This window comes from Massilia sp. CFBP9012, from assembly GCF_034045115.1.
Lineage (GTDB): Bacteria > Pseudomonadota > Gammaproteobacteria > Burkholderiales > Burkholderiaceae_D > Telluria.
In genome coordinates this window covers 92029-104581 of sequence record NZ_JAXCWM010000016.1, presented here as the reverse complement: position 1 = coordinate 104581, position 12553 = coordinate 92029, and the positions used below count along the sequence as shown (strand labels likewise).

Sequence of the window (12553 nt, the reverse complement as noted above, 5' to 3'; positions counted from 1 at the left end):
TTATGTGCGTTCGCGGCTTGAGCGGGGGCCATAAATGCTCCATGATCCACGGCAATCCTGCGCGGGCGTGTTGCCCATTTTGAATAATTGCTGAGAGGATAGCGCTGCTAACAACAGCCTGTCGGTGACGAGATGATAAAACTGAAACGCCTTGCCCTTTGCCTTACCCTGATGAGCGCCACCGGCCTGGGGCTTGCCCAGGATGGCAAGCAGGTAGTCCAGGACGGTATCGCGGTCAAGCCGCTGTCGCGCATGCGCGTGCTGGCCCCGGAAGAACAGGTCAACGAGGCCGCACGCCAGCAGTACACCGAAATGGTGGGCGAGGCCAAGCAGAAGGGCGTGCTGGCGCCGGAAGGCGACCCCCAGCTCAAGCGCCTGCGCACGATCGCCCAGCGCATCATCCCGCAGACCACGCGCTGGAATCCGGCCGCGAGCAAGTGGGAATGGCAGGTCAACCTGTTCAAGTCCGACCAGGTGAACGCCTTCTGCATGCCGGGCGGGCGCATCGGCTTCTATACCGGCATCATCGAGCAGCTGAACCTGAACGACGACGAAGTGGCGGCCGTGATGGGCCACGAGATCGCGCACGCGCTGCGTGAACACGGGCGCGAGCGCCTGGCCAAGACCAATGTCACCGCGCTGGGCGCCCGCGTCGGCGGCGCGCTGCTGTCGGGGATCTTCGGGGTCGACCCCAACCTGACGGGCGCCGCCGCCAATTATGCCGGCCAGTTCCTGGTGCTGAAGTTCTCGCGCGACGAAGAGCGCGAGGCCGACCTGGTGGGCCTGGACATCTCGTCGCGCGCCGGCTACGACCCGCGCGCCGGCATCGCGCTGTGGCGCAAGATGGCGGCGCTGAACCAGAGCGCGCCGCTCGAGATCTTCTCGACCCACCCGGGCGGCGAGACCCGCATCAAGGACATGGAAGCGCACATGAACGTGCTGCTGCCGCTGTATGCGCGCGCCAAGAACACCAGCGTCGCCAAGCTGCCGGCTTACCAGAGCGCCGCACTGAAATGATGGTTTGATGGGTCGTGTCGTCGTCAAGGGCCGGCAGGCCGAAGCCAATGCCCATGTGCCGCTGCCGGTCCGCGACGGCGTCTCGCCCAGCTACCTATGGCTGACCGAGACCCTCGCCGGGGGCATGCTGCGCTTCCTGTGCGAGCGGTTTCCGGACGTGAGCCGCGAGGCCTGGGCCGCGCGCCTGGCGCGCGGCGAGATCGTCGATGCCAAAGGCGCTGCCCTGGGCCCCGACAGCCAGGTGCGCCAAGGCATGCGCATCTGGTATTACCGCGAGCTGGAACAGGCCGAGACGCCGATTCCGTTCCATGAAAAAGTGCTGTTCCAGGACGCGCACATCCTGGTGGCCGACAAGCCGCACTTCCTGCCGACCATCCCGACCGGGCGCTTTCTGAAAGAGACGCTGCTGGTGCGCCTCAAGCGCGCGCACGATCTGCCGCACCTGGTGCCGATCCACCGGCTCGACCGCGAGACGGCGGGCGTGGTGATCTTCTCGCACAATCCTGATTCACGCGGGGCCTACCAGTCGATGTTCCAGAAGCGGGTGGTGAAGAAGACCTACGAGGCGCTGGCGCCGACGATGCCGGGACGCGAGTTTCCCTTTACCTACCGCAGCCGCATGCAGGATGCGGAGCAGTTCTTCGTCAGCGAAGAAGTGGAGGGCGAGCCGAATTCGGAGACGCTGATCGAGGTAATCGAGCAGCGAGGAGGCCTGGCGCGTTATCGCCTGCATCCGCACACGGGCCGCAAGCATCAGCTGCGGCTGCACCTGTCGCGGCTCGGCGCGCCGATCGTGAACGACGCCTTCTATCCGGTGGCGCTGCCGTGCAAGGGCGACGATTTTCGATCGCCGCTGCAGCTGCTGGCGCGCTCGATCGCCTTCGACGATCCCTTGAGCGGCCAGCCGCGCAGCTTCGACAGCCAGTTCAGCCTGGACTGGCCCGACTAGCGTTCGTAATCGATGATCAGCGGCGCGTGGTCGGAGAACTTGACGTCCTTGTAGACCGACACGGTCTTGGCGCACTTGGCGATGCCCGGCGTGGCGACGTGGTAGTCGATGCGCCAGCCCACGTTCTTGGCATAGGCCTGGCCGCGGTTGCTCCACCAGGTGTATTGCTCGGGACGCGGGTCCAGGCCACGGTGCACGTCGACCAGGCCCAGTTCGTCGAAGATGCGCGTCATCCAGGCGCGCTCCTCGGGCAGGAAGCCCGAGTTCTTCAGGTTGCCCTTCCAGTTCTTGAGGTCGATCTCCTGGTGGGCGATGTTCCAGTCGCCGCAGATCACGATTTCGCGGCCCTCTGCCTGCAGCTCCTGCAGGTGCGGCAGGAAGACTTCCATGAAGCGGAACTTGGCCAGCTGGCGTTCGGGCGACGAGGAGCCCGACGGCGCATACAGCGAGATCACGGTCAGGTCGCCGAAGTCGCAGCGCGTATAGCGGCCCTCGGCATCGAACTCGACGCAGCCGAAACCGATGCGGTGCTTGTCCGGGGCGGTGCGGCTGTAGACGCCGGTGCCCGAATAGCCCTTCTTCTCGGCGTAGTGGAAGTGGCCGTGGTAGCCGTGCGGGCGCAGGAAGTCCTCGGTCATGTCGGCTTCCTGGGCCTTGAGCTCCTGGACGCAGATATAGTCGGCATCTTGCGTGGCGAGCCACTCGAAGAAGCCCTTCTTGTGGGCGGAACGGATGCCGTTCAGGTTCGCGGAAATAATTCGTGGCATGGTGATGGTAAGACTGTCATGGATCAGCGGACTTCAATAGACATCCGGCAACTAGCTGGACAGTGTAGCGCGTTTTTGAACCGGTCGTCATGCCTGAGAACTGTTGCGTATATGCAGTAGCGGCCGTGATGAGGGGCAACGATCTGTTACACTAGGCATTCTCCCCCATCGCACGCCGCGCCATTCCTGACGCTGGATTGCCACCTTCCCAAGTCCATGAACACTGACAAACCGCTACTCGCGGGCATCGTCGATTCCGGCGCCTGCCTGCACGCCGCATCGAACGCCGAGCTGGCCGACTTCGTGGAAAATGCCGTCGAAGGCCTGCACCGGGTTGGCCCGGACGGCACCATCCTGTGGGCCAACCGCGCCGAATTGCAGCTGCTCGGCTATGCGTGGGACGAATACGTCGGCCGCCACATTGCCGACTTCCACGCCGATCCGGCCACGATCGACTACATCCTGACCACCCTGCTGTCGGGTGGGGCGCTGTACGACCAGCCGGCGCGGCTGCGCTGCAAGGACGGCTCGATCAAGCACGTGCTGATCCACTCGAACGGGCATTTCGAGAATGGCCAGCTGCGCTACACCCGCTGCTTCACGCGCGACGCGACCGAGCGGCACGAACGCGACGTGGCGCTGGCCCAGCGCGACGCGATGCTGCTGAACGCGCCGGTGGCGGCGGCCCTGCTGATGGGGCCCGAGCTGCGTTTTCACCTGGCCAATCGCCGCTATCTCGAGCTGTTCGACTGCGACAATCTGGTCGGCCGCACCGTCGGTGAAGCTTTTCCGCGCCTGGCCGGCAGCGGCGTGACGGAGCGGATCGCGCGCGTGTTCGCCACCGGCGAGCCGTATCACGCGGAAGAACTGGCCCTGAGCGGCGTCGATCCCCATGACCGGATCGAAGAACGCTATTTCAAGTTCAGCCTGGAGCCGCTGGCCGGCGCCGACGGCCGGCCGGACGGCGTGATCGTGGTCGCGGTCGAGGTGACGGAACACGTGCGCAGCCGCCAGGCGATCGAGCGCGCCCACCGCGAGCGCGAGCAGCTGCTGGTGGACCTGGGCGCGGCCAGCCAGGCCAAGGACGAGTTCCTGGCCATGCTCGGCCACGAGCTGCGTAATCCGCTGTCGCCGATCGTCACCGCGCTGCAGCTGATGCGCATGCGCGGCGATGGCGCCCACGGCCGCGAGGGCGAGATCATCCAGCGCCAGGTGGACCACCTGGTGCGGCTGGTGGACGACCTGCTCGACGTCTCGCGCGTCACGCGCGGCAAGATCGAGCTCAAGATCGAGCGGGTCGAGCTGGCGCGGGTGATCGACAAGGCGGTCGAGATGGCAAGCCTGCTGATCGAGCAGCGCCGCCATCGATTGCAGGTCGAGATCGAGCCCGGCCTGGCCTGGGAAGGCGATCCGGTGCGGCTGGCGCAGGTGGTGTCGAACCTGCTGACCAATGCGGCGCGCTATACCGAGCCGGGTGGCCGGCTGTGGCTGCGCGTACGGCGCGACGGTCTTGACGCGGTCGAGATCAGCGTGCGCGACACCGGCATCGGCCTCGCGCCGGAGGTGCGCGAACAGGTGTTCGAGCTGTTCTTCCAGGGCAAGCGCAGCATCGACCGCGCCGAAGGCGGGCTCGGGATCGGGCTGGCGCTGGTGAAGAATATCGTCGAGCTGCATGGCGGCAGCGTCCATGCGCACAGCGAGGGACGTGGCCTGGGCAGCGAGTTCGTGGTGCGCCTGCCGCTATGCAGCGCGGCCCTCATGCCGGCGCCCTCGGAAACGGCGCCAGCGGCGCTGCCGGGCGTGACAATGCAGCGCGTGCTGCTGGTAGACGATAATGCCGACGGCGCCGACACGCTGGGCCGCCTGTTGCGCGCGCACGGCCATACGGTCGAGGTGTACCACGACCCGGTCGGCGCGCTGGCGGCAGTCGATCGCTTCCGGCCAGACGTGGCCTTGCTCGACATCGGCCTGCCGGTGCTGGATGGCTACCAGCTCGCCGCGCGCATCCGCGCGCTGCCTGGCGGGCAGGGCTGCCGCCTGGTGGCGCTGAGCGGCTACGGGCTGGCGGCCGACCATGCGCGCAGCAAAGCTGCCGGCTTCGAGCGCCACCTGGTCAAGCCGGTCAATCCGGACGAGGTGGCGCGGGTGGTCGCGGCCGACGCCGCGACGGATTAAAATAGCCGTTTTCGACATTCAGGGAGAAGGTAAATGAGCGATTTGCGCCAGCAATTCATCGGTTTTTCGGTCGAGGCCGAGGTCTTGAGGTTCGGCCAATTCACGACCAAGGCCGGCCGCCTGTCGCCGTACTTCTTCAACGCCGGCCTGTTCCACGATGGCGCCACGCTGGGCAAGCTGTCCCAGTTCTACGCCCAGACCCTGCTCGACTCAGGCGTCGAATTCGACATGCTGTTCGGCCCGGCCTACAAGGGCATCACCCTGGCCAGCGCCACGGCCGTGGCCCTGGCCGCGAAGGGCCGCGACACCTCGTTCGCCTACAACCGCAAGGAAGCGAAGGACCACGGCGAGGGCGGCACCATCGTTGGTGCGAAACTGCAGGGCAAGGTCGTGATCATCGACGACGTGATATCGGCCGGCACCTCGGTGCGCGAATCGGTGACGATGATCCGCGCCGCTGGCGCCGAACCGGCCGCCGTCCTGATTGCCCTGGACCGCATGGAGCGCTCCGGCAAGGACGACGAATTATCCGAACTGTCCGCGGTACAAGAAGTCTCGCGCGAATTCAACATCCCCGTGATCTCGATCGCCAACCTCGAAGACCTGTTCACCTACCTCAACACCCACACCCAGGACGCGAGCCTGTCCCAGCACAAAGACGCCGTCGCCGCCTACCGCACCCGCTACGGCATCTAAAGCAATTACCCAACAATTAGGGTCAGAGTAGATTTATTGGGCAATTCCTCAAAGTTGTCAAACAATTCGACTCTGACCCTAATTTGGATTTGCAGAAAGTCTTGCAAATTAATTAGGGTCAGAGTCGATTTATTGAGCAATTCTCTAGAGTTGCCAGACAATTCGACTCTGACCCTAATTATTTATTTGCTCCGCGGACTCGATTTAATTTCCTGTTCATACAAAAAGCGGGAGTCGTCTGAGCGCTTGAGGACTACGCCTAAAAAGCGTTGAGTCCAGAGAAATTCGAACCGTCTGAGTAATGAGGGTCAGAGTCGAATTATTGAGCAATTTCTCGCATGAGCTCAATAAGTGGGGACAGAGTGCGAGATTCGGGCAATTTCTTGCGCTTGAAAACAATGAGGGTCAGAGTCGAATTACCGGCAATTTTGGGAAATTGCTCAACAATTCTACTCTGACCCTCATTGTCGACTCTGACCCTCATTGTCGATGGGCTAAGGGGGAATTAGCCGGCGAGTTTTTGTTTCAGCAGTTCAGTGACCTGGGCTGGATTGGCCTTGCCTTTCGAGGCTTTCATCGCCTGGCCGATCAGGGCGTTGATGGCGGCTTCTTTGCCGGCGCGGTATTGTTCGACGGACTTGGCGTTGGCGGCCAGGACTTCGTCGACGATCGCTTCCAGCGCGCCGGTGTCGGAGATCTGCTTCAGGCCTTTCTGGTCGATCACGGTGTCGGCCAGCGCTTCATCGGTCGACTTGGCTTCCCACATCGCCGCGAAGACTTCCTTGCCGGCCTTGTTCGAGATCGTGCCGTCGGCGATGCGCTTGAGCAGCAGCGCCAGTTGCGCCGCGTTCACCGGCGCCTCGCCGATGTCCACGCCTTCGCGGTTCAGGGTCGACGAGACGTCGCCCATCATCCAGTTGGCGGCCGCCTTGGCGTTTTCCTTGCCGGCCTTCGCCACCACGGCTTCGTAGTAGCCAGCCATCGCCTTCGACGAGGTCAGGACCAGGCTGTCGTACTCCGGCAGGCCATACTCGCCCGTGAAGCGCGCGCGCAGGGCGCCCGGCAGCTCCGGCATTTCGCTACGAACGCGGTCGATCCAGTCCTGGCCGATCACCAGCGGCGGCAGGTCGGGGTCGGGGAAGTAGCGGTAATCCTGCGCGTCTTCCTTGGTGCGCATCGAACGCGTCTCCTTGCGGTCCGGATCCCACAGGCGCGTCGCCTGAATCACCTTGCCGCCGTCTTCGATCAGCTCGATCTGGCGCCGCACTTCGTAGTGGATCGCCTCTTCCATGAAGCGGAACGAGTTCAGGTTCTTGATCTCGCAGCGGGTGCCGAATTCCTTCTGGCCGACCGGACGCACCGAGACGTTGACGTCGCAGCGGAACGACCCCTCCTGCATATTGCCGTCACAGACGCCCAGCCACATCACCAGCGAGTGCAGGGCCTTGGCATATGCCACGGCCTCGTTCGCGCTGCGCATCTCGGGCTCGGACACGATCTCGAGCAGCGGCGTGCCGGCGCGATTCAGGTCGATGCCGCTCATGCCGGCATAGTCCTCGTGCAGCGATTTGCCGGCGTCTTCCTCGAGGTGGGCGCGGGTCAGGTTGACGGTCTTGGTCTCGAGCTTGCCGTCCTTCTCGTAGGCGAAGCTGACGGTGCCGCCCTGGACCACCGGATCCTCGAACTGGCTGATCTGGTAACCCTTCGGCAGGTCGGGATAAAAATAATTCTTGCGCGCGAAGACCGACTGCGGCGCGATCTTCGCGCCAACCGCCAGGCCGAAACGGATCGCGCGCTCGACCGCGCCGCGGTTCAGCACCGGCAGCACGCCCGGCAGCGCCAGGTCGACCGGGCTGGCCTGCGTGTTCGGCTCGGCGCCGAAACGGATCGAGCTGCCGCTGAAGATTTTCGATTGGGTCGTGAGCTGGACGTGATTCTCAAGACCGATGACGACTTCCCATTGCATAGTGTTCTCTCTTTGTTCAGTAGCGTCGCGGATCACACGCCTTCGGGCGTACGCTGGTGCCAGTCGGTCGCCTGCTGGTACTGGTGCGCGATGTTCAGCAGCTTCGCCTCGGCGAAGTAGTTGCCGATGATTTGCAGGCCCACCGGGCGCTTGCCGTTCTTGTCGCCGGCGCCGAAACCGCAGGGGATCGACATGCCGGGCAGGCCGGCCAGGCTGGTCGACAGCGTGAAGATGTCGGCCAGGTAGTTCGCCACCGGGTCATTGGCCTTGGAGCCCAGGTCCCATGCCACCGTCGGCGCCACCGGTCCCATGATCACGTCGCACTTCTCAAGCAAGGCGGCCTGGAAGTCGTCCGCGATCAGGCGCCGGATCTTTTGCGCCTGCACGTAATAGGCGTCGTAGTAGCCGTGGCACAGCACATAGGTGCCGACCAGGATGCGGCGTTTGACCTCGCTGCCGAAGCCTTCGGCGCGGGTTTTGCGGTACATGTCCTGCAAATCCTTGTACTCCGACGCGCGGTGGCCGTAGCGCACGCCGTCGAAGCGCGACAGGTTCGACGAGGCCTCCGCCGGTGCGATGATGTAATAGGTCGGGATCGACAGCGCCGTCTTCGGCAGCGAGATGTCGACCAGCGTCGCGCCCAGTTTCACGAACTGTTCGAGCGCAGCGCGCACCGCGCCTTCGACGTCGCTAGCCAGGCCTTCGCCGAAGTATTCCGACGGCACGCCGATGCGCAGGCCGTCCAAAGGTTTGTTCAGGTCGCGCGTATAGTCTTCGCGCGCATTGCCCTGTTCGACCGTGAGGCTGGTCGAATCGCGTTCGTCGAAGCCGATCATTTCGTTGAGCAGCAGCGCGCAATCCTCGGCGGTCTGGGCGATCGGGCCGCCCTGGTCCAGCGACGAGGCGAAGGCGATCATGCCGAAGCGCGACACGCGACCATAGGTCGGCTTGATGCCGGTGACGCCGCAGAAGGCGGCCGGCTGGCGGATCGAGCCGCCGGTGTCGGTCGCGGTGGCGGCCGGCGCCAGGCGCGCGGCGATCGCGGCGGCCGAGCCGCCCGACGAACCGCCCGGCACGGCGCTGGCGTCCCACGGATTCTTCACCGCGCCATAGGCCGAGTTCTCGTTGGCCGAACCCATCGCGAATTCGTCCAGGTTGACCTTGCCCAGGGTGACCATGCCGGCCGCCTTGAAGCGGTCGACGACGGTCGCGTCGAAGGGGCTGACGTAACCGTCCAGCATCTTCGAGCCGGCCGTGGTGCGCCAGCCGCGGGTGACGAAAATGTCCTTGTGCGCGATCGGCACGCCGGTCAGCGGGCCGGCCGTGCCCTGGGCCAGGCGGTCGTCGGCGGCCGCGGCCTGGGCCAGCGTCAGTTCGTGGTCCACGTGCAGGAAGGCGTTATGCCCGCTCGCGTTGATGCGGCCGAGGTAGTGGCGCGCCAGCTCGGTCGCGGACACCTGTTTCGAGTGCAGGAGCGCGGACAGCTCCTTGATGGTCTTGTTATGCATGTGCGTGTCGATTCTTTAGCGATTTCGTGAGGCGGACTTACTCGATGACTTTCGGCACCAGGTACAGGCCATCCTGCGCCTTCGGCGCCGGCGCCTGGTAGTCCTCGCGGCGGTTCTCTTCGGTCACCACATCGTCGCGCAGGCGCAGCGGCAGGGCCAGGATGGCCGACAGCGGCTGGGCCAGCGGCGCCACGCCGGTGGTATCGACCGCCTGCATCTGCTCGGCCAGCGCGAAGATGCCGTTCAGCTCGGCCAGCGCGGTCTCGGCATGGGCTTCGTCCATGTCGAGCTGGGCCAGATTGGCGATGCGTTTTACGTCGGAAAGGGTCAGGGACATGGCTATATGGCACGCCATCAGCGCGCAAAAAGTGATTCGGCGAATAATGAATGTTAGCAAGTTGTCAGCGAACGGCTTCTTAAAGGCGATAAAACCCTGCAAACACCGTCCAAATCGCTTGCAAATCGGTGGGGAAAACCACCTGTATTCAGCATGTAAACGACAAATTATAAGGTAGAATGGCGGGCTAATGCGTTGTCGTGCCGAAAGCCCGGCGCCGCGCATGCGAAGTCCGCGGTGCCCATTGCTTGGCAGGTGCGGCACAGAATCCCCGATCAATGTTTAGGCGCACATTGATGCGCATCAGGACACCCATGTTTGGTTTTTTACGCAGCTACTTCTCGAATGACCTGGCGATCGACCTCGGCACCGCCAACACGCTGATCTACGTCCGCGGCCTGGGCATCGTCCTGGACGAGCCATCGGTGGTCGCGATCCGCCAGGAAGGTGGCCCGAACGGCAAGAAGACCATCCAGGCAGTCGGCAAGGAAGCCAAGCAGATGCTCGGCAAGGTACCCGGCAATATCGAAGCGATCCGTCCGATGAAGGATGGCGTGATCGCCGACTTCACCGTCACCGAGCAGATGCTCAAGCAGTTCATCCGCATGGTGCACGACTCGAAATTCTTCCGTCCGTCGCCGCGCATCATCATCTGCGTGCCGTGCGGCTCGACCCAGGTCGAGCGCCGCGCGATCCGCGAATCGGCGCTGGGCGCCGGCGCCTCGCAGGTCTACCTGATCGAAGAGCCGATGGCGGCCGCGATCGGCGCCGGCCTGCCGGTCTCGGAAGCGACCGGTTCGATGGTGGTCGACATCGGCGGCGGCACCACCGAAGTGGGCATCATCTCGCTGGGCGGCATGGTTTATAAAGGCTCGGTGCGCGTGGGCGGCGACAAATTCGACGAAGCCATCGTCAACTACATCCGCCGCAACTACGGCATGCTGATCGGCGAACAGACCGCCGAAGCGATCAAGAAAGCGATCGGCTCGGCGTTCCCGGGTTCCGAAGTCAAGGAAATGGAAGTCAAGGGCCGCAACCTGTCCGAAGGCATCCCGCGCTCGTTCACCATTTCGAGCAACGAGATCCTGGAAGCCCTCACCGATCCGCTGAACCAGATCGTGTCGGCCGTGAAGAACGCGCTGGAACAGGCGCCGCCGGAACTGGGCGCCGACATCGCCGAAAAAGGCATGATGCTGACCGGTGGCGGCGCGCTGCTGCGCGACCTCGACCGCCTCTTGATGGAAGAAACCGGCCTGCCGGTGCTGGCCGCCGAAGATCCGCTCACCTGCGTGGTGCGCGGCTCGGGCATGGCCCTCGAGCGCATGGACAAGCTTGGTTCGATCTTCTCGTACGAATAAGACGCACGTGATCAACCGGGGCGGGCAGGGCGTGCGGTCACAAGCTGCGCGCATCTGCCCGTCTTGGTATTGATTGCCCGCGTTACCACCAACGGACGTCATGGAATACAGTCCTCCGCCGCTGTTCAAACAAGGCGCCCCAGCACGAGTCAAGGCGATGGTCTGCGCACTGATCGCCATCGTATTGCTGTTCGTCGACGCCCGCATGGGATTGCTGTCCGGTGTGCGCCAGGTCGCGGCCACCGTGCTCTATCCGATGCAGATGGCGGCCCTGATGCCACGCGAGGCGCTGGCCAATATGGACGATTATTTCTCGTCGCTGTCGACCTTGCAGAAGGAAGTGCAGGCCCTCAAGCACCAGGAGCTGGCGCGCGCCCAGTTGCTGCAGCAGGCCCAGTTCCAGATGGCCGAGAACGCGCATCTGCGGCGCCTGATGGAAGGCAAGCAGCAGTTGCCGGTGCAGTCGCAGATGGCCGAGATCCTGTACGACGCACGCGACCCGTCCACCCGCCGCATCGTGATCAACCGCGGTTCGCGCGACGACGTGTCGCTCGGTCTGCCGGTGATCGACCACGCCGGCGTGGTCGGCCAGGTCACCCGCGTGTTCCCGTTCACCTCCGAAGTCACGCTGCTGACCGACAAGGACCAGGCCATTCCGGTGCAGGTGCTGCGCAGCGGCTTGCGCAGCATCGTCTATGGGCGCGGCAATACGGGCCTGCTCGACCTGCGCTTCGTGGCCCAGGACGCCGACATCCAGGTGGGCGACGTGCTGGTGACCTCGGGCCTGGACGGGATGTACCCGGCCGGCCTGGCGGTGGCGCGCGTGACCCAGGTCGAGAAGGCTGCCGGCTCGTTCGGCCGCGTGGTCGGCCAGCCGCTGGCCGGCATCGACCGCAATCGCCAGGTGCTGGTGATCATGTCGCACAATGCCTTGCCGCCGCGCCCTGCGCCCGAGGCGCCGCAGACGGGCAGCCGGCGCAATATGCCGAAGATGGCGCCGGTGCCGCAGCTGCCGCTGCCGGCCACGCCGCTGCCGGCGGCCGGCGTGCCCGCCGCCGTTCCTGCTCCTACCAACGGCGCACCGGCGCCGGCCAACCAGCCTGCGGCAACTGTGCCGGCCGCGCCATCCGCGGCCCAGGCCCAGGGCCGGACCCAGCCCACGCCACGTCCGGCGGCGCCTGCCGCCACGCCACCTGCAACGACCGCGACCGCGCCTGCGCCGGCCGCCCGAAGGGAGTAAGCCGCCATGCCCGGTCGCCGTCCGCATTACATCCTGCTGCCCGTCAGCCCGCTGTTCATCGCCTTCAGCCTGGTGTGCGCCTTCATGCTCAACCTGATGCCCTGGGGCCGCTGGGTCGGGGCGCCCGACTTCGTCGCGCTGGTGCTGGTGTTCTGGGGCATCCACCAGCCGCGCAAGGTCGGCATCGGCGTCGCCTTCTGCATGGGCCTGTTGATGGACGTGCACGACGCCAGCCTGCTGGGCGAGAACGCGCTCGCCTACACCGTGCTGTCCTACCTGGCCATCATGATCCACCGCCGCGTGCTGTGGTTCCCGCTGCTGACCCAGGCCATGCACGTGTTCCCGCTGCTGCTGCTGGCCCAGGCCATCCAGCTGGTCGTGCACATGGCGGTCTCCGGCCGTTTCCCCGGCCTGCTGCCGTTCGTCGAGAGCGTGGTGGCGGTGCTCCTGTGGCCGGTGATCACCTGGCTGCTGCTGGCGCCGCAGCGGCGCGCCGTCGACCGCGACCATACCCGCCCGATCTGACGAGGTTTTTTCGAG

General features: G+C 64.9%; 11 protein-coding genes. 7 read left to right on the top strand and 4 right to left on the bottom strand.

Annotated elements, in window-relative coordinates:
- Positions 1–132 precede the first annotated feature (132 nt).
- Together SOM61_RS23170 and SOM61_RS23165 are read left to right on the top strand one after the other, a co-directional pair.
- Positions 133–1017, top strand: coding sequence for a M48 family metallopeptidase (locus tag SOM61_RS23170; protein ID WP_320476266.1), 885 nt, complete (start codon positions 133–135; stop codon positions 1015–1017).
- A gap of 7 nt (positions 1018–1024) precedes the next feature.
- Positions 1025–1966 carry an RluA family pseudouridine synthase gene (locus tag SOM61_RS23165; RefSeq protein ID WP_320476265.1) on the top strand — a complete coding sequence of 314 codons (942 nt, stop codon included), beginning with the start codon at positions 1025–1027 and terminating at the stop codon, positions 1964–1966.
- Here SOM61_RS23165 and SOM61_RS23160 read toward each other — a convergent pair.
- Positions 1963–2733: an exodeoxyribonuclease III gene (locus SOM61_RS23160; protein ID WP_123070756.1), complete on the bottom strand. Its 771-nt coding sequence runs from the start codon at positions 2731–2733 to the stop codon at positions 1963–1965. The genes SOM61_RS23165 and SOM61_RS23160 overlap by 4 nt on opposite strands.
- Before the next feature lie 216 nt (positions 2734–2949).
- Between SOM61_RS23160 and SOM61_RS23155 the strand changes: the two genes are divergently transcribed.
- Both SOM61_RS23155 and pyrE read left to right on the top strand, forming a co-directional pair.
- Positions 2950–4908: a hybrid sensor histidine kinase/response regulator gene (locus SOM61_RS23155; protein ID WP_320476264.1), complete on the top strand. Its 1959-nt coding sequence runs from the start codon at positions 2950–2952 to the stop codon at positions 4906–4908.
- Between the two features lie 33 nt (positions 4909–4941).
- Entirely contained in the window at positions 4942–5604 is a 663-nt protein-coding gene (pyrE, locus tag SOM61_RS23150) for an orotate phosphoribosyltransferase (protein WP_320476263.1), read from the top strand.
- A gap of 505 nt (positions 5605–6109) precedes the next feature.
- On the opposite strand, the gene gatB is transcribed toward pyrE, so the two are convergent.
- The 3 genes from gatB to gatC are packed head-to-tail and all read right to left on the bottom strand — an operon-like array spanning position 6110 to position 9415.
- Positions 6110–7570, bottom strand: a complete 1461-nt coding sequence (gene gatB, locus SOM61_RS23145; protein ID WP_320476262.1) for an Asp-tRNA(Asn)/Glu-tRNA(Gln) amidotransferase subunit GatB — start codon at positions 7568–7570, stop codon at positions 6110–6112.
- A 32-nt stretch (positions 7571–7602) separates the two neighbouring features.
- A complete protein-coding gene (gatA, locus tag SOM61_RS23140) occupies positions 7603–9078 on the bottom strand; it encodes an Asp-tRNA(Asn)/Glu-tRNA(Gln) amidotransferase subunit GatA (protein WP_320476261.1) in 1476 nt (491 codons plus the stop codon).
- Positions 9079–9115: 37 nt separating this feature from the next.
- The gene (gene gatC / locus SOM61_RS23135) at positions 9116–9415 is read right to left on the bottom strand and encodes an Asp-tRNA(Asn)/Glu-tRNA(Gln) amidotransferase subunit GatC (RefSeq protein ID WP_320476260.1); all 300 of its coding nucleotides are present in this window, start codon (positions 9413–9415) and stop codon (positions 9116–9118) included.
- Positions 9416–9729: 314 nt separating this feature from the next.
- Between gatC and SOM61_RS23130 the strand changes: the two genes are divergently transcribed.
- The 3 genes from SOM61_RS23130 (at position 9730) to mreD (ending at position 12538) form a co-directional block, all read left to right on the top strand.
- Positions 9730–10773, top strand: a complete 1044-nt coding sequence (locus tag SOM61_RS23130; protein ID WP_005667820.1) for a rod shape-determining protein — start codon at positions 9730–9732, stop codon at positions 10771–10773.
- Between the two features lie 100 nt (positions 10774–10873).
- Positions 10874–12013, top strand: a complete 1140-nt coding sequence (gene mreC, locus SOM61_RS23125) for a rod shape-determining protein MreC (protein WP_320476259.1) — start codon at positions 10874–10876, stop codon at positions 12011–12013.
- Positions 12014–12019: 6 nt separating this feature from the next.
- A complete protein-coding gene (gene mreD, locus SOM61_RS23120; RefSeq protein WP_320476258.1) occupies positions 12020–12538 on the top strand; it encodes a rod shape-determining protein MreD in 519 nt (172 codons plus the stop codon).
- Positions 12539–12553 lie beyond the last annotated feature (15 nt).

Bases quoted from the DNA above. Each gene is read 5' to 3' on its own strand.
- SOM61_RS23170 (WP_320476266.1), top strand. From the start codon at position 133: ATGATAAAACTGAAACGCCTTGCCCTTTGCCTTACCCTGATGAGCGCC.
- gatB (WP_320476262.1), bottom strand. From the start codon at position 7,570: ATGCAATGGGAAGTCGTCATCGGTCTTGAGAATCACGTCCAGCTCACG.
- SOM61_RS23165 (WP_320476265.1), top strand. From the start codon at position 1,025: ATGGGTCGTGTCGTCGTCAAGGGCCGGCAGGCCGAAGCCAATGCCCAT.
- gatC (WP_320476260.1), bottom strand. From the start codon at position 9,415: ATGTCCCTGACCCTTTCCGACGTAAAACGCATCGCCAATCTGGCCCAG.
- mreC (WP_320476259.1), top strand. From the start codon at position 10,874: ATGGAATACAGTCCTCCGCCGCTGTTCAAACAAGGCGCCCCAGCACGA.
- SOM61_RS23155 (WP_320476264.1), top strand. From the start codon at position 2,950: ATGAACACTGACAAACCGCTACTCGCGGGCATCGTCGATTCCGGCGCC.
- gatA (WP_320476261.1), bottom strand. From the start codon at position 9,078: ATGCATAACAAGACCATCAAGGAGCTGTCCGCGCTCCTGCACTCGAAA.
- SOM61_RS23130 (WP_005667820.1), top strand. From the start codon at position 9,730: ATGTTTGGTTTTTTACGCAGCTACTTCTCGAATGACCTGGCGATCGAC.
- pyrE (WP_320476263.1), top strand. From the start codon at position 4,942: ATGAGCGATTTGCGCCAGCAATTCATCGGTTTTTCGGTCGAGGCCGAG.
- SOM61_RS23160 (WP_123070756.1), bottom strand. From the start codon at position 2,733: ATGCCACGAATTATTTCCGCGAACCTGAACGGCATCCGTTCCGCCCAC.
- mreD (WP_320476258.1), top strand. From the start codon at position 12,020: ATGCCCGGTCGCCGTCCGCATTACATCCTGCTGCCCGTCAGCCCGCTG.